Below are 23341 nucleotides of genomic sequence, written 5' to 3'. Positions count from 1 at the left end.
AAATTAGACTAATTTTCAATATTACATAGTTTAAGATTTAATATTGATTTTAAGGAAATAGTGTAATCATTGTGTAATAATACCGTCTTTATAATTAGTAGAGGTAGTTAATATGTATTTTTATAACTAATTAACAGTATTAAAAATGTATAATATTTATCTTTACGTTATATAAATATAGAGTAATACAAAAGTTATGAAAGCTAAATTGTTTTTCTTTTTTTTGTTATGTTTAGGGAATATTATTTATGCTCAAATAGAAAATAATTCTTCCTTGCGTATAAACAATGGGAGTGAACTAAAAACAAGTAATTTTAATTTATCTAAAGGCTTGTCTTCTCCAAATTTAAATTCTCCTCTATATACTCCACCAAAAGAATTGACTGAATATGGTCAGCGTACATCTACTATTGATATGACAGGTGAAACTGATTTTTTAAAACCAGAATTTGAAGCTACGCCAAAATCATTCAAAACAGAAAAAGAAATTAAAGAAGAATTTAAAAAAGATCAATATTTAGGAGGATTTAAAAGCAGCGGAAAATTTGTGCAATTAATATATAGAGATCATGGTGCTATTGATGGAGATGTAGTTCGAATTTTTCTAAATGATGATATTATAAATGGAAGAGTTTATCTTACAGGATCTTATCAAACAACAAAAATAACTTTGCTAAAGGGATTTAATACGATTGATATTTTAGCATTAAATAATGGAGATGCAGCACCTAATACAGCAGAGTTTCATCTATATGACGATCAAGGAAATTTAATAACAGGGAACGAGTGGAACCTTATAGCTGGTGTTAAAGCAACACTAGTTGTTGTTAAGGATTAGAATGTTTTTTTATAAGCTTGTTTATTCAATATGAAATGAGAGTTGTATTTCATTAATCTTACCGAATTTTTGGATTAGTATCACAAAATATTTTCAATAATATTTTGTGATTTTTTTATCTAATATTTACATAAAAAGAAAAACAGTAGATATAAATGAATAAGGAATGTTGGTGTATTGAAACGAAAAACCAATGAAATTTATTTTGAAATAAACAAAAAGCGTTTCTTTGTAATCAAAATGCAGGGTTTCTATAGTATTGTAATAGGTTAGTAAAAATTATAATAAATAAATGGACAAATTAAACTATATAGAAAGTGAACTTAAGGAGTTAAGGATACAGCTTAAGTCTCATAGATTGTATGAGAATTTATCTTCTATAGAAGATATTAAGATTTTTATGGAAAATCACATTTTTGCTGTTTGGGATTTTATGTCACTACTTAAAGCTCTTCAGATAGAACTAACAAATGTTTCAATACCTTGGATTCCAAGAAAAAACTCAAGTTTGTCTAGGTTTATAAATGAAATTGTTCATGGAGAAGAAAGTGATATAAATGAACTAGGAGAACCAAAAAGTCATTTTGAGATGTATCTGGATGCTATGCAGCAAATTAATGCAAATACAGTTCAAATAGATTTATTAATCGATAATCTTAAATCTGGAGATAATATTGATCAGGCGCTGTATAAAGCCCAGATAGGTAAACCTATTAAAGATTTTGTTACATTTTCTTTTAATACAATAGCAACACAAAAACCACACTTAATAGCTTCTGTCTTTACTTTTGGTAGAGAGGATATAATACCAGATATGTTTATAGAGATTTTAAAAAATGCAGATTCAGAGAATAAGCTATATAATAAATTGACATACTACTTAGATAGGCATATTGAACTGGATGGAGATGAACATGGACCTCTTTCTCTTAAAATGATAGCAGAACTATGTGAAGATCACCCAGAAAAATGGCAAGAGACTATAGATATTGCTAAACAAGCTCTTCAAGAAAGAATTAAATTATGGGATTATATAGCAGATCTGATAGAAAAGAAAAAGCAATTAAAATAAATAAACTAATAAGATCTTTTATTTACTGATTTTACTGCAATCAAATCTTATATTTTTACAAAATATATCTAATACATAAAGTATTAAAAAAGAAACAATATAACAACGTCTTCAGGCAATACAAGAAGACGTTGTTTTTTTATAGTATGTAAAATCACATAAAAGAAATTATTTTTTATCTTTAAGTTTTAGAGCTTGTTCGGTCCATTTATCTCGTTCAATTCTACCAGGAAAAAATTGAATTAAAGTTGTAACGGTTTCTATATCTTCTTTGGTAAATTTGCTGATTTGATCAAAAGTATAAATACCAATACTATTTAATTTTTCTTCGATAAATGTACCAACCCCACTGATTAATTTTAAATCATCTTTTTGAGAAGCGTCTGCTTTGCCAAAACTATCAAAATTTAATTTCGGTTTTTGCAGATCATTATTAACAGATATTCCTCCATGATCTCTGGTTTTAATAGCTTTAATATCATTGTCTGATGCAGGGGCATCCAGATTTATAGAATTAGAAAATGTTGAATTAGCTTTTTCTTTTGTAGAGCTTTTAAGCAAAGTATTCTTTTTCTCACAATCTTCTAAAGCTTTTTTGTATTTTTTCTTAAGCGACCATCGGGATAATAGCCAACCTAATAAAAAAGCTAGGAATAATAGTAATAATAGGCACCACCAGTTCGTTTCGTTTAAAAAATCTAGCATAGTTGTAATGTATTTAGTTTATTGTTATTTCAATTCGTCTGTTTTTAGCTCTATTTTCTTCACTATCATTTAGAGCAATAGGGGTAGATTCTCCTTTAGATAATGCTTTAATTTTATCTTCGGGAATACCTTGCGAAACCAAATAATCTTTTACATTATTAGACCTTTGTTGTCCATACCATAAATTAGATTCATTCGTTCCTATATCATCTGTATGACCAATAATAGTAACCAACTTATTTGGGTATTTATCCAGATAATTTTTTAATTCTAAAGTATAGTTAGATAAGGTAGCATCAGGTTGAAAGGTTTTTTGACCAAAGTTAGAATGCAACGTTCGGGTTGCAATACTTTTTTCTACTTCAATAACTCTTGTTTCACTTAATGTTTTAAAATCTAACTCTATTCCACCTTCATACGTACCATCATTAGAATATTGATATGCATAAGGTTTGGATTTGGATATAATTCGATTAGGGTTAACACCAGCCTCAATGAGTATATCTTTAATAAAGTTAGCTCTGGCAGTACCTGTATCTATGCTATCGTTATTTTCATCATTACTTTTATAGCCATAAATAATAAGTTCTTGATCTTGATGTTTACCTAGGTAATCCACAATTTGTCGATCAAAACCTTCTAAAGTTTTAGGTATAAATACATTCGTATTTCTGTTATTGATTTTTAGGTTTTCTATATACCTAAAAATCTCTTGGTTTTGTGGTCCTTTAGCAAATAACCCTACAGTTTTTGATAAAGTAGCAATACTATCTTCGTATGCCTTTTTTACGAGAACTTCTATATTAGGATCTATTTTTTCTTCTATATAAGTAGTATTTGTACCTATATCTTTTTTACACCAATTACAGGAGTAATACCATCGCATTGCCAAACAGGCAAATAATAAAAAAATAAGAAAGGAGAATAAGTTTTTCATAAGATGTCGATTATGATTAGTATCTTAAAGTTATAAAAATGTTTATAATCAAACTATTATAGATTATAAATTATATAAGATTAATAGAAGAAAGAAGATAAATAACAAAAAAATAAGTTTAAATGCTTTTCAATAAAATAAATTTTTATAAATTCGCGTAACATTTAGAAAAAAAAATGAAAAACATAATTGTACATCATCATCATTCTTACATTTTCGCTCAGGCGTGGTAGGTATGATATGTGTATAACACAATAATATTTAAAACCCGTTTGAGTAATTCAAACGGGTTTTTTGTTTTTTAAAAACTTGTTTTTGAATTGTTCAGGCATAAAAACAAAATAATTATGTCAAAGATTAAAATTGCAATCCAAAAAAGTGGTCGTCTAAACGAAGATTCTGTTAGTATTTTAAAAGACTGCGGTATTTCGATAGATAATGGTAAAGATCAATTAAAAGCGGAAACTCGTAATTTCCCTATGGAAGTTATGTTTTTGCGTAACGGTGATATTCCTCAATACTTAAGAGATGGTGTTGTAGATATTGCTATCATAGGCGAAAATGTGCTTATCGAAAAAGGAAAAGATATTAGTATAGCAGAGCGCCTTAATTTTTCTAAGTGTAAAGTTTCTCTGGCTGTTCCAAAAGAGTTTGTGTATAACTCCATCAAAGATTTAGAAGGTAAAAAGATTGCAACATCCTATCCCAACACTGTTAACGAGTATCTGGATAAACAAGGTATATCTGCAGAATTACACCAAATATCTGGATCTGTAGAAATTGCGCCAAATATAGGATTGGCAGATGCTATTTGTGATATTGTATCTAGTGGTAGTACGCTATTCAAAAATAATTTAAAAGAAGTAGAAGTAATGCTTACTTCTGAGGCAGTACTTGCTGTTTCTCCTAAAATATCTAACGATAATAAAAAAATACTAGAGAAATTACAATTTAGAATTAAAGCTGTTTTAAAAGCAAGAAACTCTAAGTATGTGCTTTTAAACGCTCCTAATAATAAAATTGAAGCTATTGTTAATATATTACCAGGTATGCGAAGTCCTACAGTATTGCCATTGGCAGAAAAAGGATGGAGTTCTATTCATACCGTTGTAGAGAAAAACAAATTTTGGGATATACTAGATGAGTTGAAGGCCCAAGGAGCAGAAGGCATATTAGTTTGCCCAATCGAAAAAATGGTATTATAAATCTCTAGAATCATAAAATGAATAAAATATATAACCCAAATAAAGATACTTGGAGCGAAATTCTAAAAAGACCTACACAAAGTGTAGCAGATATAGAAGAAACAGTTTTAAATGTTTTTAAAGAAGTAGATATAGAAGGGGATATAGCCATAGATAGGTATACTCAAAAGTTTGATAAAGTTACATTAGATTCTGTTTTAGTAACAGCTGAAGAAATTCAAACTGCAAAAAGTAATATCTCTCAGGACTTAAAAAATGCTATAGTATTAGCAAAATCTAATATTGAAGCTTTTCATACGGCACAAAAAACAGATAAAGTTTCTGTTACAACTACGGCGGGAGTAAAGTGTTGGCAAGAAAAAAGACCAATCCAAAAAGTTGGATTATATATTCCTGGGGGAACGGCTCCTTTATTTTCTACAATTTTAATGCTAACCGTTCCTGCTAATATAGCAGGATGTAAAGAAATAGTTTTGTGTACACCTCCTAATCAAGAAGGAGAAATACATCCAGCTATATTATATACAGCAGACCTTTGTGGGGTGACTAAAATTTGTAAAGTCGGAGGCATTCAAGCAATTGCAGGAATGACGTTTGGTACAGAAACGATACCACAGGTGTATAAAATATTTGGACCAGGTAATCAATTTGTAACGGTAGCAAAACAGCTAGCCACCAAATTTGGTGTAGCGATAGATATGCCAGCAGGTCCAAGCGAATTATTAGTGGTTGCAGATGATACAGCTAATGCTTCTTTTGTTGCATCTGATTTATTAAGTCAAGCAGAGCACGGTAAAGATAGTCAGGTTATTTTGGTTTCTACCTCAAAAAAAATGATAGAAGATGTAGAAAAAGAAATCATAAAACAATGTAGTGTATTACCAAGAAAAGAAATTGCAAACGAAGCTATTGCAAATTCAAAACTCATTTATATAGAAAGCGATCAAGAAGCTCTAGAACTAATCAACGAGTATGGACCAGAGCATTTTATTGTATGTATGAAAAATGAAGACTTCTATATCGATAATATAAGTAATGCAGGATCTGTATTTATAGGTAATTATACTCCAGAAAGTGCAGGAGACTATGCATCAGGAACAAATCACACCTTACCAACTAATGGCTATGCAAAACAATATAGTGGTGTTAATTTGGATAGTTTTATGAAGTCTATGACATTTCAGAAAATATCTAAACAAGGGATATTAAATATAGGAAATGCTATTGAGTTAATGGCAGATACAGAAGGTTTGCAAGCACATAAAAATGCAGTAACATTAAGGTTAGAAAGTTTAAACCTTGAAGGTTTATTGAAAAAAAATAAACGAAATGAATAAAATACAATTCGATATAAAACAACTGGTTCGCAAAAATATTTTAAATCTTAAAGCCTATAGTTCTGCCAGAGATGAGTTTACAGATTTTGATGCCAAAATGATATTTCTGGATGCTAATGAAAACCCGTATGAAAACGGAGTAAACAGATATCCTGACCCACAACAAAAAAATCTAAAAGCAGTATTAGCAAAACAAAAAAATATATCCGAAAAAAATATACTTCTGGGTAATGGTAGTGACGAAGTATTAGATTTAATATATAGAGCCTTTTGTGAACCAGGGGAAGATAATATTATAACGTTACCACCCACTTATGGTATGTATACGGTATTAGCAAATATTAATAATATAGAAGAACAACAAGTACAATTAGATAAAGATTTTCAGCCAGATGTAGAAGAAATATTTAGGAAGGTTAATATGAATTCTAAAGTAGTATTTATATGCTCTCCTAACAACCCTTCGGGTAATTTAATCGAGCAAGATCGAATACAACAAATTTTAAAGAGATTTAACGGAGTGGTAGTAATTGATGAAGCATATATCGATTTTACAGATAAAAAAAGTTGGATATCTGCTATTAAAGAACATCCAAACCTTATTGTAACACAAACGTTATCCAAAGCCTATGGTTTAGCAGGTATTCGATTAGGTATTTGTTATGCTTCCGAAGAAATAATTAGTGTTTTAAATAAAATTAAACCACCATATAATGTAAATGAGTTAACCCAACAACGAGCATTACAACGAACTTTAGAAGAAGATAAGGTTAAAAATGAAGTAAAAAGTATAATAGAAGAGCGTGCTAAATTGCAAGAAGCACTATCTACAATATCTTTTGTAGAAAAAATATTTTTTAGCGATGCAAATTTTATTTTAGCTAGAGTAGATGATGCAAACAAAAGATATGACCAACTAATTAACATGGGAATTGTAGTACGTAATCGAAGTACACAAGCCCTTTGTGAAAACACGCTAAGATTTACAGTAGGAACTACAGAAGAGAATAAAATATTAATAGAAGCTTTAAAGCAATTATAGATGAAAAAGAAAGTACTATTTATCGATCGTGATGGCACGATCATTAAAGAAACAGTAGATGAGCAAATAGATGCATTTGAAAAAATGATATTTTACCCTAAAGCATTTACATACTTAGGAAAAATAGCTCAAGAATTAGATTATGAACTAGTAATGATTACAAATCAAGATGGTTTAGGTACTGATGTGTTTCCAGAAAACACCTTTTGGCCAGTACATAATTTTATTATAAAATCTTTTGAAAATGAAGGAGTAGTATTTAACAAAGTATTTCTGGATAGAACTTTTCCACATGAAAATGCTAATACTCGTAAACCAGGAACAGGTTTGTTAACCGAATATTTTTCTGAAGAGTATGATTTAGAAAATTCATTTGTAATAGGGGATCGTTTAACCGATATAGAGCTGGCAAAAAATCTGGGATCTAAAGGTATTTTTATTAATGATAACACCAATTTAGGAACTAGCGAGATTACTATTAAAAGAGAAGAACTAAATAATTTTATAGCTCTGGAGAGTAATGATTGGCAAAAAATATATGAGTTTTTAAAACTAAAAGACCGTAGAGCAGAGATTTCCAGAAATACTAACGAAACCGATATTTATATACAACTTAATCTGGATGGTACTGGTAAAAGTAATATTAGTACAGGATTAGATTTTTTTGACCACATGTTGGATCAGATTGCACGTCATGGACAAATGGATTTGGACATTAAAGTTGTAGGGGATCTGGAGGTAGACGAACATCATACTATCGAAGATACAGCAATAGCTTTAGGGGAAGTTTTTAGTAAAGCTTTAGGTAATAAATTAGGTATAGAACGCTATGGTTTTTGTTTACCGATGGATGATTGTTTAGCTCAAGTAGCTATTGATTTTGGAGGACGTAATTGGTTGGTTTGGGAAGCAGAATTTCAACGTGAAATGATAGGTAAAATGCCTACAGAGATGTTTTTTCATTTTTTTAAATCTTTTACCGATGGAGCAAAAGCAAATCTAAACATTAAAGCAGAAGGTACTAATGAACACCATAAAATAGAAGCTATTTTTAAAGCTTTTGCCAAAGCAATAAAAGTAGCAGTAAAGCAGGATCCAGATAAAATGATTTTGCCAAGTACCAAAGGAGTCTTGTAAATCTTTAGGCTTTTTTAATCCACATTGTGGAGTTTAATTCTCCAAGGCTTGCCTCGAGAACAAAATATATTTTCGGAAGCATACCTCGTGAGCTTGCTCCGAAGTTATTGATTAAAAACAAAAATTGATTGTAGAGAAAGAAAATCTAATGATAAAAATAGTAAGAACAAATTCAGAAAATAAAGATTTTATAGAACTGGTAAAACATCTGGATATAGATTTAGCAATCAGAGATGGAGAAGAACATTCTTTTTATGACCAATTCAATAAAATCGATCTAATTAAATATGTTGTTGTAGCATATAATAATGACGAAGCGGTTGCTTGCGGAGCAATTAAAGAGTATAGTACAGTTGCGATGGAAATAAAGCGAATGTATACAGATCCAAAAGCAAGAGGAAAAGGTATTGCTTCTAAGATATTATTAGAATTAGAAAACTGGGCAGCAGAATTATCGTATCAAAAATGTTTGTTAGAAACAGGAATTAAGCAACCAGAAGCTATTCATCTATACAAAAAGAATGGATATCAATTAATTACTAACTATGGTCAATATGCCGGTGTCAAAAACAGTGTTTGTTTTGAAAAAATAATAAAAACTAGTATACAAATATAAGTAAGCAGACTAAATAGCTATAAAATATAAAATATGACAATTGTAATTATTAATTATGGAGCAGGAAATATCCAATCTATAAAATTTGCAATACAGCGATTAGGATATGAAGCCATATTAAGCAATGATCCAGAAGTGATTAAAGCAGCAGATAAAGTTATATTTCCAGGAGTAGGAGAGGCGAGTAGTGCCATGCAAAAACTGAAAGATTCAGGATTAGATTTATTAATTCCTGAGCTTAAACAACCAGTTTTAGGAATTTGTCTGGGAATGCAATTAATGTGTAATCATACTCAAGAGGGAGATACCAAAGGATTGGAAATCTTTGATGTAGATGTAGTTCGATTTAATAAAGACGTAAAAGTACCACAAATAGGATGGAATCAAATAGAAGCTTTGGATTCTCCTTTGTTTAATGGGATTGATGAAAGTGAATATATTTATTTAGTACATAGTTATTATGCTCCATTAACAGAGCATACAGTTGCACAAACTAATTATGGAGTTACCTATAGTACCGCTTTGCAGAAGAATAATTTTTATGGCACTCAATTTCATCCCGAAAAAAGTAGTGTAACAGGAGAGAAAATATTAGAGAATTTCTTGAAGTTAGAAGGTTTAAAGTATTAGGTAATAAGTAATATATACATGAATAAATTTGAGAATTTAAATGTTTGGAAAAAATCTATGGAAAACCTAATACTTAATACATATTATATTAAAAAATTATGAGAATAATACCAGCAATAGATATTATAGACGCAAAATGCGTTCGACTCTCCAAGGGAGATTATGATACCAAAAAAATATATAATAAAAACCCTTTAGAAGTAGCTAAGGAGTTTGAAGCACATGGAATTGAATATTTACATTTGGTGGATCTGGATGGTGCAAAATCTAAGCATATAGTTAATCACAAAATATTAGAGCTAATAGCTTCTAAAACCAATTTAAAAATTGATTTTGGTGGTGGACTAAAAACAGATGAGGATTTAAAAATAGCTTTTGAAAGTGGTGCAGATCAAGTAACAGGAGGTAGTATTGCTGTAAAAGATCCTGTAACTTTTACATCGTGGATACAAAAATTTGGGGCAGATAAAATCATTTTAGGGGCAGATGCTAATAACGAAAAAATAGCAGTAAGTGGTTGGCAAGAAGAAAGCGATAAAGAATTAATTCCTTTTATTAATGAGTATCAAAAACAGGGAGTCACCTATGTTGTTTGTACCGATATAAGTAAGGATGGAATGTTGCAAGGGCCTTCTTTTGAGTTATATCAAAGAATTTTAAAAGAAACAAAAAATCTTAAATTAATTGCATCGGGAGGAATTTCAACATTTGATGAATTACCCAAATTAGCCGAAATAGGTTGCGAAGGTACTATTATAGGAAAAGCAATTTATGAAAATAGAATTAGTCTAAAACAATTAGAAAGTTATATTCTGAACCAATAAATCAAACCTTACGTTTCTTAAAAACCTGTGATGCGAGGTTTGTTAATCATAAACGTATTTAAGTGGAAAAATATTAAATCATGTTAACAAAAAGAATTATACCCTGTTTGGATATAAAAAATGGAAGAACTGTAAAAGGGGTCAATTTTGTGGATTTGCGAGATGCTGGAGATCCCGTAGAACTTGCCGAAGCCTATTCAAAAGCAGGGGCAGATGAGCTAGTGTTTTTAGATATCTCTGCTACAGAAGAAAGAAGGAAAACGTTGGCAGACTTAGTACTTCGGGTTGCCGAAAAAGTGAATATACCTTTTACTGTAGGTGGCGGAATATCCTCTATAGAAGATGTAGATATATTATTACAAAATGGTGCAGATAAAGTCTCTGTAAATTCATCTGCAGTTAAAAATCCACAGCTAATTAATGATCTTGCAGCAAAATTTGGATCGCAATGTATAACAGTTGCGATAGATGCAAAACAAATTAACGGACAATGGATAGTACACCTCGTAGGAGGTAAAGTACCAACAGATCTAAAATTATTGGATTGGGCAAAAGAAGTCGAAAAACGAGGTGCAGGAGAAATCCTTTTTACATCTATGGATAACGACGGTACCAAAGATGGATTTGCTAACGAAGTATTATGTAAATTATCCGAAGAATTAAATATTCCTATAATCGCTTCGGGAGGAGCAGGTAATATGCAACATTTTATAGATACTTTCACAAAAGGAAAATCAGATGCTGCACTAGCTGCAAGTGTTTTTCATTTTAAAGAAATAGAAATTAAAGATTTAAAACAAAAATTACAGGATAACAAAATACCCGTACGATTATAAATTTGAAAATAAAATTTCATAAGATTTAAAGGATAATCTTTATTAAGGATATAATTCAGGGCTTTTAAAAATAATATAAAAAAAACATGAAAATAGACTTCCAAAAAAACACAGACGGACTTGTGCCTGCAATTGTACAAGATGCAGTTACTAAAAACGTATTGATGCTAGGGTATATGAACGAAGAGGCATATAATAAAACAATAGAAACTAAAAAAGTTACATTTTTTAGTAGATCAAAAAAAAGATTATGGACAAAAGGAGAAGAAAGTGGTAACATTTTAAACCTTGTTGACATAAAGAGTGATTGCGATCGGGATTCGTTATTGGTTTTTGTAAATCCAGTGGGTCCAACTTGTCATACTGGGTCGGATACATGTTGGGATTTGGAGAATAAAAGTTCTTTTGGATTTTTATCTCAATTAGAAAAAGTAATACGCAATCGAAAAGAAAATAAGGAAGATACAACATCCTATGTAGCATCTCTATTTAGAAAAGGTATTAACAAAATAGCACAAAAAGTAGGAGAAGAAGCAGTAGAAGTTGTAATAGAAGCAAAAGATGATAATAAAGAATTGTTTTTAAATGAAAGTGCAGATTTGTTGTTTCATTACTTAATATTATTGCAAGCAAAAGAGTGTACATTACAGGATATTGAAGAAATTTTGAAATCAAGGATTTAGATATGTATTAATTTAGCATAGAAACTATTTTTGTAGTATGATTTTAAAGTAAAAAGATATATCTTTGCAGGAAATTTTCCTACCCTTCCATATCCAAATTAATTTTTGAGATATGTCATATATGTTATATGAAATGTTTTAGATATCAAATATTTATTTAAAAAAATAGCTTTGAAATATATAAACAAATTACTTTTTTCATTGATCTTTATATTTCTAATTACACAGGCAATAACTTCTCAATGTAACTTAGGTCTAATCACAATAGAAAAGTGTGATATGGAAAACATAGACTTTGATGGAGTAGATGGTCCTGATGGAATTATTAATATTTATACAGAGACAGGAACGACACTTGCAGATGGAGCATGGACTATAAATCCAAAATTTAGATCAGCTTTTGATGAAGCAACAGGCAATTTGTCTACATGGGCTTTAAAAAGAGCATCAACAGTAGCGACTCAAAATGATTATTTTTTCGAGTTATATAATACTACCTGTGGAACAGACCCTGTTAGGACAGCAAAATTAATTCTTGGACCATATTCTGGAGTTGCATTACCACCTTCTGGAGTTAATAATGTAAATGCTCAAGGTTGTGATTTTATTGGTTTTGATTTGTTTAGTGCATTTGCATTAGACAAGAATACACCATCTCCACATTTGAATGGAGAATGGACATATAATGGATCGAGTTCAAGTTTTGTAGAAATTATGGGTTCTCTACTTTTAGTAGAGATTCCTTACCAACCTGGATTGCCATTAGTAGATCAAGAGATTTTTGAACTAACATATACAGTTTCTGGTGTTTCTGGTTGTGCTATAGAACAGACTATAATAAGAGTTGCTATGGTTCGACAAGTAGATTCAGGAGAATCAGAACCTACTTATATCTGTGAAGATGATCTTTTAGCAGGAGTATATGATTTGGATATAGATTTAACAAACGATCAATATTTATCAGGAGAAGATATTGAAGGAACATGGTTTCCTGAAAGTACTGGGCAAATTGAAAACGAACAAGACTCAAAGGTCAACCTTAGAGCTATTTATGATAACCTTATAGATAATGGTAATAATTTACGGTTTGGAATAGAAAGATTTAATTTCGTTTACGGGGTAGAGCAACGTTCTGCTGTATGTGGTGACCAAACTACAGTTGTTCGCTTTATGTTTTTAGAAGAACTTAGACCATTTAAACAACGTAATCCTCCGTTTCAAATATGTAATAATATACCAGGAGAAATAGATTTATACGACTTTTTAGAATTTACTGTAGAAAATGGTCAATCATTTGAGTATTTTAGTGATACAAATACTAATTGGCGTTTAGTTTCTGGTTCATCTAGTTTAGGATTACATGTATTGTCACCTCCAGATCCAGACTATACGCATAGAGGAACCATTAATACTTTTCAGGCAGAGCCAGGAACTTACATTTTCGAATATGGAGTTAGCCCAAGTATTAATAGTGACCCAGCTAATACTTGCGACCCTTATGCTACAGATCCTTTAAGCTCTTTTTATTGTGAACATCCTTGTGATGTAATGACTGCCAGAGTAGAGATTGAAATATTTGGTTTTGAATATACGGGAGAAGATACAAAAGATGTTAACCTATGCGAATCCTTAGAGCAAGTAGATCTTAGAAGCTTACTTACTACAAATGGAAATACTATTGCAACAACTGGTATTTGGACAAATTCTACTGGAGATGTAATAAATAATACATTTGTTTTTCCTAATTTAAACAGTAGCCAAACATTTACATTTACATATACTACCACGAACTCTGGGGGCTGTGTAGAAGCAACAAATTTAGTATTTACGATACATAAAGAACCAAATGCAGGAGAAGGTTCAATAGCTACATTATGTTCAGATGATTTAACAATAACTCTTTTTGATTTATTAAGTGGTAATCCAGATACTACAGGTACTTGGAAAGGGCCATTTGGGTATACATCCTCGGATCATTTGGGTGTTTTTGATATAAGCAATGTTATGTTGCCAGTTCTAGGAGCAGGAAACTATCTTTATATTGTTCCTGGTAGTGATGGCTGTTCTACAGCAGATACATCTACAGTATCTATTACTATTGTAGAGCCATTAACTATAGGTACTGATCGTAGCGAAACTTTTTGTAAGATAGATGGAAGTGTTAATTTATACTCTCTTTTAGATAGAGATACACCACGTACAGGTATTTTTGAAGATACAGATAATACAAATGCTCTGACTAAAGATGGTATAGTAGAATTCGAAACTTTGACAAACAACATCTACACTTTTAGATATGTGATAACTAATACACAACCATGTGATCAATCTTCGTTGAATGTTTCAATTCAGATAGTAGATTTGCCAACTCCGGTTGTACCTGCACAAGAATTTTGTATTCTGGATGCCAAACGATTAGAAGATATCGAAGTAGATGTTTTAAACTATAATTGGTATACTACTTTAGAGAGCGATACACCAGTTATTGATAATCCATTGCTTTATGATAATCAGGTGTTTTATATAGCAACAGTAGATACAGATAATTGTGAGTCTGAACGATTAGAGGTGCTAATTAATATTTTAAATACAGGAGAGAGATTTGCTAATGGAGATTTATGTACGCTTGACTTTCAAGATGGAGTCTCTCCTAATGGAGATAACCAAAATGATACATTTCATTTGTTAATAGATGAAGTATATAATATACCTGAAGCATTTCCTGATTTTGACTTAAAAATATATAATCGATATGGTAGTATCGTTTATGAAGGAAATATTAATACTGAAGAGTTTAGGGGAGAAAGTAATATATCGGTAAGATTAGGGGACGATCTTCCTTCAGGAACCTATTTTTATATTTTCACACCAAATTTTGAAAACAACTTACCAATTCAAGGAAGTTTTTACCTAAGTAGATAAAACAATGAAGTTAAAGTTAATTTTTATCCTAACTGTAGTTTTCTGCTCGGTAACGTATGCCCAGCAAGAACCACAGTACTCACAATATATGTATAACATGAGTACTGTTAACCCAGCGTATGCAACTGGGCAGAGTGGTCTGATTTCTACAGGTATTTTGTATAGAAAACAATGGACAGGAATAGAAGGGTCTCCTCGAACAACAAATGTTTTTGCTAATATACCTGTGAGCGAAAAAATAGAATTAAGTGTGAATTATGTAAATGATAAAATAGGAGAAGCTATACCTGTTACTAATGATTATGCAAATATAGATTTTGCATATGTAACCAGGATTTCTGACAAGGCAAGACTGTCTTACGGATTAAAAGCAGGGATCAATAGTTTTAAAATCAATCCTTCAAATTCTGACGTAGCTACAGATCCAGCATTTGCAGATAATACATCTACGACACAATTAAATATTGGTGCAGGAATATATTTGTTTACCAGTAACTTTTACGCAGGGGTTTCTTCACCAAATCTTTTGCCAAGTAATATAGATATTGATGGAATAGGAGTAGCGCAAACAAAAACACATCTATATGGTGTTTTTGGATATGTTTTTGATTTTGTTGATGAAGTAAAGTTAAAACCCTCGATGGTTATTAAGCAGGTTTTAGATTCTCCTTTGACTTTTGATCTTTCTATAAATTCATTAATTTATGATAAGTTCGAATTAGGAGTGTCTTACAGGTATACCGACTCTTTTATTGCATTAACAGGTTTTAATATTACACAAAACCTAAAAGTAGGGTATTCTTATGATTTTAGTGTTAGTAAGCTAAGTGGTTATAATAATGGTAGCCATGAGATAGTACTGCTTTTTAATTTGGACCTTTTAAAATACAGTAAAAAATATTCCTCTCCAAGATTTTTCTAAATGATGAAAACTAAAATATTTTTGTTAACAACCTTGCTAATTGCTCAGGTAACTTTTTCACAAAGTAAAAGTAGAGCAGATCGTTTTTTTGAAAAAGGAGATTATTTAAATGCTGCTTTAGAGTATGAAGAAGATTTAAATCAAGAAGGGTATACAAAACATATACTTGAAAACATAAGTACTTCATATTATAATATTTTTAAATTTAGACAAGCATACCGATACTTGAAAACATTAACATCTGGTAAGTTTTATGATAAAGATAAAACCTATGATAATACATATAATTTTATGATGTATCAGGTTTTATCAGCATTAGGTGAATATGAAAAATCAATTGACTTTTTATCTCTGTATAAAACGAATAATACGATAAGAGATTTTAGTAAATCGGATGCAATATCTATCATTGAAGATTTTAAATTAAAGGATGATGATTACACTATAAAAAGTGTTTCCTTTAATTCTGAAGCATCAGAATTTGGAGCAGTAAAAAAAGATAGTATCGTCTATTTCACAACAGATAGGAATCCTTATAACCCTTTAGATAAAAATTATAAATGGACACATCGTGCATTTTTAGATATTTATAAAGTTAAAGTAGACCAAGATAATAATCCGATAACAAAAGAAGAGTCTATTTCAAAAGAAATAAATTCTAAACTTCATGAGGGTAATTTTTGTTTTACAGCAGATGGAAATACCATGTATTTGTCAAAAAGTAATTCTGAAAAAGGAAAAAAGAAATTTGACAGTATTCATAATAACTCTGTTCACTTATATAAATCCATCAAAGTAGATGAAAAATGGTCTAAGCCAGAAAAACTAGAGTTTAATAATGTAAATTACTCTATAGAACATCCGTCTCTAAATGCAGAGGAAACTAAACTATATTTTAGTTCTAATATGTCTGGAGGTTATGGAGATTTTGATTTGTATTATGTAAATGTTAACCAAGATGGTACTTATGGAAAGCCTATTAATCTTGGACCAACTATTAATACCGAAAACAGAGAGCAATTTCCTTTTATTTCTAATGATGGACATTTGTTTTTTTCATCTAATGGGCATTTAGGATTAGGTATGATGGATATTTTCGTTTCAGAATTAAGAAGAGAAGAGTTTACACGACCAGTTAATCTAGGAGTGCCTATTAATTCTAGTTATGATGATTTTTCTTTATCCTATTATAATAAAACAGATGGTTTTTTTGCTTCTAACCGTAAAAAATTAGGAGATGATATTTACTCTTTTTCTCAAGTAGGGGATATTTTTCCAAAGGAATACAGAGCTTATTTTGAAGTTAGAGATTTTACTACAGATAACTATATAAAAAACTCTGATGTAGTTTTACTTAATAATGATAATAAAATGATTTATGAGAGTCAATTAGACTCTATAGCGAGTTTTGATCTTAAAATATTTCCTGGTAGGTACAATTTTAAAGCCTCGGCAGAAGGTTATAGAACAAGAACTAAACCTTTGATTGTAAAAGAGAAAGAAGAAGAAACTTATGTAGTCTATTTAGATAAGTCAAAAAGCAGAGAAGAGGATGTCACTTTTAATGAACATGGAGAACAAATAAAAAAAACCTCTAATAACGATACAATAACAATTGTAGAGCATACTATAATAAATTCTTCAGACACAAAAAATAGAAAAGAAGAAATTAATAAAGAAAGACTTAGAGAAATTCTTTTGGCAGATAAAGATGGACCGCCAGTAATAGAAAAAAACGGAAAACTATATTTTGATATGCCTCCGATTTATTTTGATTATGATAAATGGAATATACGATCAGATTCTAAAAAAGTACTGGATAAACTAGCTTTAAAATTAGAAAAATATAAAACAGTATATATTAATATAAGTTCACATACAGATAGTAGAGGGACAGAAACATACAATCAAGTTCTATCGACAAAAAGAGCAGAATCAACACGTAATTATCTTGCGTTGGTTGGATATGTAAATGCACGAAGGATGCAATTTGTCGGGTTTGGAGAATCAGAACCTTTAATTAATTGTGATAATAAAGCATGTACAGAGGAAGATCATCAGATAAACAGAAGGAGTGAATTCGAAATTATTAAATTCTAAATTATTTAAGGATTTAAAGATATTTCTTGATTATCAAAGTGTAAACTAGAGTATTAAATAATTGTTTTCTAATAAATTAAATTGTAGTTTTGCACTCCTTTTTAGCGAATAAGAGGATTAAAAAGGAATACATTTAATTTAAATTAATACTTCTGTATAATTTTCGTATTGATCCTCAGTAATATACAGGATACAAATAATAATCTTCAATGTCTGAAGAAACAAAAAACACAGACGTTCAGGAAGTAGAGAATGCAGCAGTAGCTCAATCTCCAGCACAAGCAAACCCTGAACAATTCTTAAAAGATTTTAACTGGCACAACTACGAAGAGGGAATAGACCCTATCGAAGATTCAAAATTAGAAGAGTTTGAGCAGTTGGTGGCAGAAAATTTTGTAGACACCTTAAATGATGAAGTTGTAGATGGAACTGTAATTAATATTACGGATCGTGATGCTATCATCGACATTAATGCAAAAAGTGAAGGTGTTATTTCATTAAACGAATTTCGTTACAACCCAGATCTTAAAGTAGGAGACAAAGTTGAGGTTTTAATCGACGTTCGCGAAGATTCTACTGGTCAATTAGTGTTATCACACCGTAAAGCTCGTGTAATTAAAGCATGGGATAGAGTAAATGGTGCTCATGATACTGGTGAAATAGTAAATGGTTTTGTGAAATGCAGAACTAAAGGAGGTATGATTGTAGACGTATTCGGTATCGAAGCGTTCTTACCAGGTTCTCAGATTGATGTAAAGCCAATCCGTGACTATGATGCCTATGTTGGTAAAACAATGGAATTTAAAGTGGTTAAAATTAATCACGAATTCAAAAACGTTGTTGTATCTCATAAAGCTCTTATCGAAGCAGATATCGAAGAGCAGAAAAAAGAAATTATTGGTCAATTAGAAAAAGGTCAGGTATTAGAAGGTACTGTTAAGAATGTTACTTCTTATGGTGTATTCGTTGATCTTGGAGGAGTTGATGGACTTGTTCATATTACAGATCTTTCTTGGTCAAGAATCAACCATCCAAATGAGATTGTTGAATTAGATCAAAAACTAAACGTTGTTATTTTAGACTTTGATGAGGCTAAAACACGTATTCAATTAGGTCTTAAACAATTAAAACCTCACCCATGGGAAGCTCTTGATAAAGAACTTAAAGTAGGTGACAAAGTTAAAGGTAAAGTAGTTGTTATTGCAGATTATGGTGCTTTTATCGAGGTAGAAGAAGGAGTAGAAGGATTAATTCACGTTTCTGAAATGTCTTGGTCTACGCACTTACGTTCTGCTCAGGATTTCGTGAAAGTTGGAGATCAGGTAGAAGCTGTAATTCTTACTTTAGATAGAGAAGAGCGTAAAATGTCTCTAGGTATTAAGCAATTAACTCCAGATCCTTGGACAGATATTACTACTAAATATCCTGTAGGTTCTAGGCATAACGGTATTGTTCGTAATTTCACAAACTTTGGTGTATTTGTTGAGCTAGAAGAAGGTATTGATGGGTTGATCTATATCTCTGATTTATCTTGGACTAAGAAAATAAAGCACCCATCAGATTTTACAAATGTAGGAGATACACTAGATGTAGTGGTTCTTGAACTAGATGTAGAAGGGCGTAAATTAAGTTTAGGTCATAAGCAAACGGAAGAAAATCCTTGGGATAAATATGAGGCTGATTTTGCTGTAGGAACTAAACATACAGCTAAAATAGGAGAGATTGTTGACAAAGGAGCTACAATCGATTTCAATGAAGATATCATTGCTTTTGTTCCTGCTCGTCATCTTGAAAAAGAAGATGGTAGCAAATTAAAACAAGGAGATGAAGCAGAATTCCAAATAATTGAATTTAATAAAGAATTCAAAAGAGTTGTTGCTTCTCATACGTCTTTATTTAAAGAAGAAGAAGCTAAGATTGTTAAACAAGCGGCTAAAAAAGCCTCTAGTAGTGCCTCTTCAGAGAAAACTACTCTTGGTGACATTGACGCATTAGCAGATCTTAAAGCTAAAATGGAAAAAGGAGAGAATTAATTTTCTGTAAACTTTTATACATTGTTATAAAAAAAAGTCGTTCGAAAGAACGGCTTTTTTTATTTTTGAGAAAATGGCAAAATTTTATTTTTACTATTATTACTAATGTAATAATAGTAAAAATTCATTACTTTTGTACTCCAGATATCTATTTGGAGATTATGAGTCAAAAACTACTACTTAGTGCGAAAGAAATTGATATAATTCTGCACCGTTTGGCTTGTCAATTAATAGAAAACCATACGCATTTTAAAGATACTGTTTTAATAGGTATACAACCAAGAGGAGCTTTTCTTGCTAATAGGATTAAAAGTATCTTAATTGAAAAATATCAAGTTCAAGAAATAAATCTTGGATATCTTGATATCACTTTTTATAGAGATGATTTTAGAAGAGGAGAAAAAATTTTAGAAGCAAATAAAACTCATATAGATTTTGTAGTTGAAGATAAGCGTATTGTGTTTATAGATGATGTATTATATACAGGCAGAAGTATTAGAGCAGCTTTAACTGCTATGCAATCTTTTGGAAGGCCACAAGAAATAGAATTACTAACACTAATAGACAGACGTTTTAGTAGACATTTACCAATACAACCTAATTATAGAGGTAGACAGGTGGATGCTATAAATAAAGAAAAAGTAAAAGTTCTCTGGACAGAGAATGATAATGAAGATGCAGTGTATCTGATAGGGAGTTAAAGATTCTGAGTATAAACTGTTTGTTGAAAATATAAATTAATACGAATGAGCGAATTAAGTGTAGATCACTTACTAGGAATAAAATATCTAAATAAAGAAGATATTAATTTAATCTTTGAAACGGCAGATCACTTTAAAGAAGTAATTAATAGACCAATTAAAAAAGTTCCTTCGCTTAGAGATATAACAATAGCAAATCTTTTTTTTGAAAATAGTACTAGAACAAGATTGTCTTTTGAATTGGCAGAAAAAAGACTTTCTGCAGATGTTATAAATTTTTCAGCAGCCTCTTCTTCTGTAAAAAAAGGAGAAACACTTATAGATACGGTTAATAATATCTTATCTATGAAAGTAGATATGGTTGTCATGAGACATCCAAACCCAGGAGCAGGGGTGTTTTTGTCTAAGCATGTAAATGCGAGTATTGTTAATGCAGGAGATGGTGCACATGAGCATCCTACACAGGCCTTGTTAGATTCGTATTCTATTCGAGAAAAATTAGGAGAAGTAAAAGGGAAGAAAGTAGTAATTGTAGGAGATGTTTTACACTCAAGAGTAGCACTTTCTAATATATTTGCTTTAAAATTACAAGGAGCAGAAGTAAAAGTATGCGGGCCAAAAACACTTATTCCTAAGTATATAGAAAAACTAGGAGTACAAGTAGAAACGGATCTTCGAAAAGCACTAGAGTGGTGTGATGTAGCAAATATGTTACGAGTACAAAATGAAAGGATGGAAATAAGCTATTTTCCTTCTACCAGAGAATATACGCAACAATTTGGGGTCAATAAAAAATTGTTGGATAGTTTAGATAAAGAAATTATAATTATGCACCCAGGACCCATCAATCGTGGAGTAGAAATTACGAGCGATGTTGCTGATTCTAATCAAGCCATTATATTAGATCAGGTACAAAATGGAGTCGCAGTGCGGATGGCAGTCATCTATCTTTTAGCTTCAAAAATTAAACAATAATATTTATGATTTTCAATAAAGAAGGGTCCACAACTATTATAACACAAGAAAAAACTACTGTCGTAGAATTTGTTAATGGTATTGAAAGTAAATACGATTCCTTGAAAAATGATAATATCGTAATTAATCTTTTTTCTTTAAAACAGATTTCTTTAAGTGATATCAACGAGTTTTTATTATTATCAAAAAAGCATAAAGCAGCAAAACGCTCTTTTGTTATTGTTAGTAATAAAATAGCTTATGATGATGTTTCTAGTGAAATTACGATTGTTCCGACATTGAAAGAAGCGTATGATTTGATAGAAATGGAAGAAATAGAAAGAGATTTAGGATTTTAAAAAAAGAATAATTCTGTAATCATCTACTTTTTATTTCGTCTGATGTATTATGAAAAGATTAGTTCATCTTATATTTTTATTCTTATTTGTTTTTTTTAATGGAGAAGTAGTCATTGCTCAAGATTGGAAATATGATTTTGAAGAAGCAAAATTACAGGCAAAAAAAACAGATCAGAATATTGTGTTATTTTTTACAGGATCAGATTGGTGTCCTCCATGTATAAAGTTAGAAAAGAATGTTTTTTCTAACAAAGATTTTATAACATTCGCAAGAGAAAATTTTGTTTGGCTTAAAGCTGATTTTCCAAAACGAAGAAAAAATAGACTTTCTGTCGAGCAGCAAAATAAAAATGAAGCTCTAGCCAGTAAATATAATAAAAAATGGGTTTTTCCTGTAATTTTGGTTTTAGATAAAGAAGGAAAAGTGTTAGGAGTTACAGGTTATAGAAGAGGTTTCGATGCAAAATCATATATGTCTTTATTGACCTCTTTTAATTCTTTTAATCATTAAATAGGATTTGTGTATTAGATTGAATTATATTCACAATCTGTATACTAAATAGAAAAAATAATTTTGAAACTTACAATATTAGGTTGTTATTCTGCAACTCCCCGAACATTTACAAATCCTACATCTCAGGTATTGGAAATTAATAATCATATTTTTCTAATTGATTGCGGAGAAGGTACTCAGGTAGAGTTAAGACGAAATAAAATTAAATTTTCGAGAATTCAACATATTTTTATTTCTCACCTTCATGGAGATCATTTTTTTGGATTAATAGGGCTGGTTTCTACATTTAGGATGCTTAATAGAGATACCCCGTTACATATTCATGGCCCTAAGGGTATAAAGGAGGCAATTACTTTACAGTTGAAACTATCCAATTCGTGGACAGATTATCCGTTATATTTTCATGAATTAACAAATACAGAATCTGAAGTTGTTTTTGAAGATGATAAAGTCATTGTTAGTACAATACCATTACAACACAGGATATATTGTAATGGATTTTTATTTAAGGAAAAACTAGGGGATAGAACCCTATTGATTAATGAAGTAGAGAATTATGAAATAGATAGAGCATATTATCGTTCGATTAAAAAAGGGAAAGATGTTATTTTAGAGAATGGTACTGTAATTTCTAATGAAAAGCTTACGATGCCGCCAAAGCCAGCTAAAAGTTATGCATATTGTAGCGATACTAAGTATGATGAAGCAAAAATTACTTTAATTAAGAATACTACTGTTTTGTATCACGAATCTACATTTTTAGAAAGTCACAATCACCTGTGTACCAGAACTGGTCATAGTTCGGCTATTGAAGCAGCAACTATAGCAAAAAAAGCAAATGTTGGAGCACTGATTTTAGGGCATTATTCTACTAGATATGAGAACATTGAAATGTTTAAAGAAGAAGCAAAAACAGTTTTTGATAAAGTCGAAATAGCAGATGATGGTAAAGTGTTTGAGTATTAGTTCAATAA

At 30.6% G+C, this 23341-nt stretch carries 22 protein-coding genes; 20 read left to right on the top strand and 2 right to left on the bottom strand.

Going from position 1 to position 23341, the window contains the following annotated elements; translation table 11 throughout:
* Positions 1 to 196 precede the first annotated feature (196 nt).
* Positions 197 to 838 carry a hypothetical protein gene (locus H527_RS22975; RefSeq protein ID WP_051316587.1) on the top strand — a complete coding sequence of 214 codons (642 nt, stop codon included), beginning with the start codon at positions 197 to 199 and terminating at the stop codon, positions 836 to 838.
* Between the two features lie 292 nt (positions 839 to 1130).
* A complete protein-coding gene (locus H527_RS0101985) occupies positions 1131 to 1910 on the top strand; it encodes a DUF3050 domain-containing protein (RefSeq protein WP_027411157.1) in 780 nt (259 codons plus the stop codon).
* Positions 1911 to 2078: 168 nt separating this feature from the next.
* Here the strand turns inward: H527_RS0101985 and H527_RS0101980 are convergent, their stop codons facing one another.
* Positions 2079 to 2615 (bottom strand): hypothetical protein, encoded by a 537-nt coding sequence (locus H527_RS0101980; protein WP_027411156.1) that lies wholly within the window; start codon positions 2613 to 2615, stop codon positions 2079 to 2081.
* A 13-nt stretch (positions 2616 to 2628) separates the two neighbouring features.
* Positions 2629 to 3552 (bottom strand): OmpA family protein, encoded by a 924-nt coding sequence (locus H527_RS0101975; protein ID WP_027411155.1) that lies wholly within the window; start codon positions 3550 to 3552, stop codon positions 2629 to 2631.
* 347 nt (positions 3553 to 3899) lie between these two features.
* Here H527_RS0101975 and hisG point away from each other — a divergent pair, with 347 nt between their 5' ends.
* The 18 genes from hisG (at position 3900) to H527_RS0101885 (ending at position 23333) form a co-directional block, all read left to right on the top strand.
* Positions 3900 to 4757 (top strand): ATP phosphoribosyltransferase, encoded by an 858-nt coding sequence (gene hisG / locus H527_RS0101970; RefSeq protein WP_027411154.1) that lies wholly within the window; start codon positions 3900 to 3902, stop codon positions 4755 to 4757.
* Positions 4758 to 4774: 17 nt separating this feature from the next.
* The gene (hisD, locus tag H527_RS0101965; protein WP_027411153.1) at positions 4775 to 6094 is read left to right on the top strand and encodes a histidinol dehydrogenase; all 1320 of its coding nucleotides are present in this window, start codon (positions 4775 to 4777) and stop codon (positions 6092 to 6094) included.
* Positions 6087 to 7136, top strand: coding sequence for a histidinol-phosphate transaminase (gene hisC / locus H527_RS0101960; protein ID WP_027411152.1), 1050 nt, complete (start codon positions 6087 to 6089; stop codon positions 7134 to 7136). Before hisD ends, hisC begins: the two co-directional genes overlap by 8 nt.
* Entirely contained in the window at positions 7137 to 8273 is a 1137-nt protein-coding gene (gene hisB / locus H527_RS0101955) for a bifunctional histidinol-phosphatase/imidazoleglycerol-phosphate dehydratase HisB (protein WP_027411151.1), read from the top strand.
* Positions 8274 to 8421: 148 nt separating this feature from the next.
* A complete protein-coding gene (locus H527_RS0101950) occupies positions 8422 to 8889 on the top strand; it encodes a GNAT family N-acetyltransferase (RefSeq protein ID WP_027411150.1) in 468 nt (155 codons plus the stop codon).
* 33 nt (positions 8890 to 8922) lie between these two features.
* A complete protein-coding gene (gene hisH, locus H527_RS0101945) occupies positions 8923 to 9519 on the top strand; it encodes an imidazole glycerol phosphate synthase subunit HisH (RefSeq protein WP_027411149.1) in 597 nt (198 codons plus the stop codon).
* Positions 9520 to 9617: 98 nt separating this feature from the next.
* Positions 9618 to 10343, top strand: coding sequence for a 1-(5-phosphoribosyl)-5-[(5-phosphoribosylamino)methylideneamino]imidazole-4-carboxamide isomerase (hisA, locus tag H527_RS0101940; RefSeq protein ID WP_027411148.1), 726 nt, complete (start codon positions 9618 to 9620; stop codon positions 10341 to 10343).
* Positions 10344 to 10423: 80 nt separating this feature from the next.
* Positions 10424 to 11179: an imidazole glycerol phosphate synthase subunit HisF gene (gene hisF / locus H527_RS0101935; protein ID WP_027411147.1), complete on the top strand. Its 756-nt coding sequence runs from the start codon at positions 10424 to 10426 to the stop codon at positions 11177 to 11179.
* Positions 11180 to 11265: 86 nt separating this feature from the next.
* Positions 11266 to 11862, top strand: a complete 597-nt coding sequence (gene hisIE, locus H527_RS0101930; protein WP_027411146.1) for a bifunctional phosphoribosyl-AMP cyclohydrolase/phosphoribosyl-ATP diphosphatase HisIE — start codon at positions 11266 to 11268, stop codon at positions 11860 to 11862.
* 279 nt (positions 11863 to 12141) lie between these two features.
* Positions 12142 to 14784: a T9SS type B sorting domain-containing protein gene (locus H527_RS0101925; protein WP_027411145.1), complete on the top strand. Its 2643-nt coding sequence runs from the start codon at positions 12142 to 12144 to the stop codon at positions 14782 to 14784.
* 4 nt (positions 14785 to 14788) lie between these two features.
* Complete coding sequence (locus tag H527_RS0101920) at positions 14789 to 15706, top strand: PorP/SprF family type IX secretion system membrane protein (protein ID WP_027411144.1); 918 nt, start codon at positions 14789 to 14791, stop codon at positions 15704 to 15706.
* On the top strand, positions 15707 to 17806 hold the full coding sequence (locus H527_RS0101915) for an OmpA family protein (RefSeq protein WP_248601254.1): 2100 nt from the start codon (positions 15707 to 15709) through the stop codon (positions 17804 to 17806).
* Between the two features lie 209 nt (positions 17807 to 18015).
* Positions 18016 to 19839: a 30S ribosomal protein S1 gene (gene rpsA / locus H527_RS0101910; protein WP_027411142.1), complete on the top strand. Its 1824-nt coding sequence runs from the start codon at positions 18016 to 18018 to the stop codon at positions 19837 to 19839.
* Between the two features lie 161 nt (positions 19840 to 20000).
* Positions 20001 to 20540, top strand: a complete 540-nt coding sequence (gene pyrR, locus H527_RS0101905) for a bifunctional pyr operon transcriptional regulator/uracil phosphoribosyltransferase PyrR (protein ID WP_027411141.1) — start codon at positions 20001 to 20003, stop codon at positions 20538 to 20540.
* A 45-nt stretch (positions 20541 to 20585) separates the two neighbouring features.
* Positions 20586 to 21515 carry an aspartate carbamoyltransferase catalytic subunit gene (locus tag H527_RS0101900; RefSeq protein WP_027411140.1) on the top strand — a complete coding sequence of 310 codons (930 nt, stop codon included), beginning with the start codon at positions 20586 to 20588 and terminating at the stop codon, positions 21513 to 21515.
* 5 nt (positions 21516 to 21520) lie between these two features.
* The gene (locus H527_RS0101895; RefSeq protein WP_027411139.1) at positions 21521 to 21853 is read left to right on the top strand and encodes a hypothetical protein; all 333 of its coding nucleotides are present in this window, start codon (positions 21521 to 21523) and stop codon (positions 21851 to 21853) included.
* A 49-nt stretch (positions 21854 to 21902) separates the two neighbouring features.
* Positions 21903 to 22364 carry a thioredoxin family protein gene (locus H527_RS0101890; protein WP_027411138.1) on the top strand — a complete coding sequence of 154 codons (462 nt, stop codon included), beginning with the start codon at positions 21903 to 21905 and terminating at the stop codon, positions 22362 to 22364.
* A gap of 63 nt (positions 22365 to 22427) precedes the next feature.
* Positions 22428 to 23333: a ribonuclease Z gene (locus H527_RS0101885; protein ID WP_027411137.1), complete on the top strand. Its 906-nt coding sequence runs from the start codon at positions 22428 to 22430 to the stop codon at positions 23331 to 23333.
* The last annotated feature ends 8 nt before the right edge of the window (positions 23334 to 23341 follow it).

Origin of the sequence: Aquimarina muelleri DSM 19832 (assembly GCF_000430665.1) — a bacterium.
In the GTDB taxonomy this organism is placed as follows: Bacteria; Bacteroidota; Bacteroidia; order Flavobacteriales; family Flavobacteriaceae; genus Aquimarina; species Aquimarina muelleri.
This window is presented reverse-complemented; position numbering and strand designations above follow the sequence as displayed.

What these genes read in the sequence shown, in the direction of transcription:
- H527_RS22975 (WP_051316587.1), top strand. Translation starts at nt 197, where the DNA reads ATGAAAGCTAAATTGTTTTTCTTTTTTTTGTTATGTTTAGGGAATATT.
- H527_RS0101890 (WP_027411138.1), top strand. Translation starts at nt 21,903, where the DNA reads ATGAAAAGATTAGTTCATCTTATATTTTTATTCTTATTTGTTTTTTTT.
- hisH (WP_027411149.1), top strand. Translation starts at nt 8,923, where the DNA reads ATGACAATTGTAATTATTAATTATGGAGCAGGAAATATCCAATCTATA.
- hisG (WP_027411154.1), top strand. Translation starts at nt 3,900, where the DNA reads ATGTCAAAGATTAAAATTGCAATCCAAAAAAGTGGTCGTCTAAACGAA.
- hisB (WP_027411151.1), top strand. Translation starts at nt 7,137, where the DNA reads ATGAAAAAGAAAGTACTATTTATCGATCGTGATGGCACGATCATTAAA.
- hisC (WP_027411152.1), top strand. Translation starts at nt 6,087, where the DNA reads ATGAATAAAATACAATTCGATATAAAACAACTGGTTCGCAAAAATATT.
- hisD (WP_027411153.1), top strand. Translation starts at nt 4,775, where the DNA reads ATGAATAAAATATATAACCCAAATAAAGATACTTGGAGCGAAATTCTA.
- H527_RS0101920 (WP_027411144.1), top strand. Translation starts at nt 14,789, where the DNA reads ATGAAGTTAAAGTTAATTTTTATCCTAACTGTAGTTTTCTGCTCGGTA.
- hisF (WP_027411147.1), top strand. Translation starts at nt 10,424, where the DNA reads ATGTTAACAAAAAGAATTATACCCTGTTTGGATATAAAAAATGGAAGA.
- H527_RS0101980 (WP_027411156.1), bottom strand. Translation starts at nt 2,615, where the DNA reads ATGCTAGATTTTTTAAACGAAACGAACTGGTGGTGCCTATTATTACTA.
- H527_RS0101950 (WP_027411150.1), top strand. Translation starts at nt 8,422, where the DNA reads ATGATAAAAATAGTAAGAACAAATTCAGAAAATAAAGATTTTATAGAA.
- H527_RS0101985 (WP_027411157.1), top strand. Translation starts at nt 1,131, where the DNA reads ATGGACAAATTAAACTATATAGAAAGTGAACTTAAGGAGTTAAGGATA.
- H527_RS0101900 (WP_027411140.1), top strand. Translation starts at nt 20,586, where the DNA reads ATGAGCGAATTAAGTGTAGATCACTTACTAGGAATAAAATATCTAAAT.
- H527_RS0101975 (WP_027411155.1), bottom strand. Translation starts at nt 3,552, where the DNA reads ATGAAAAACTTATTCTCCTTTCTTATTTTTTTATTATTTGCCTGTTTG.
- hisIE (WP_027411146.1), top strand. Translation starts at nt 11,266, where the DNA reads ATGAAAATAGACTTCCAAAAAAACACAGACGGACTTGTGCCTGCAATT.
- pyrR (WP_027411141.1), top strand. Translation starts at nt 20,001, where the DNA reads ATGAGTCAAAAACTACTACTTAGTGCGAAAGAAATTGATATAATTCTG.
- hisA (WP_027411148.1), top strand. Translation starts at nt 9,618, where the DNA reads ATGAGAATAATACCAGCAATAGATATTATAGACGCAAAATGCGTTCGA.
- H527_RS0101925 (WP_027411145.1), top strand. Translation starts at nt 12,142, where the DNA reads ATGGAAAACATAGACTTTGATGGAGTAGATGGTCCTGATGGAATTATT.
- H527_RS0101915 (WP_248601254.1), top strand. Translation starts at nt 15,707, where the DNA reads ATGATGAAAACTAAAATATTTTTGTTAACAACCTTGCTAATTGCTCAG.
- H527_RS0101895 (WP_027411139.1), top strand. Translation starts at nt 21,521, where the DNA reads ATGATTTTCAATAAAGAAGGGTCCACAACTATTATAACACAAGAAAAA.
- rpsA (WP_027411142.1), top strand. Translation starts at nt 18,016, where the DNA reads ATGTCTGAAGAAACAAAAAACACAGACGTTCAGGAAGTAGAGAATGCA.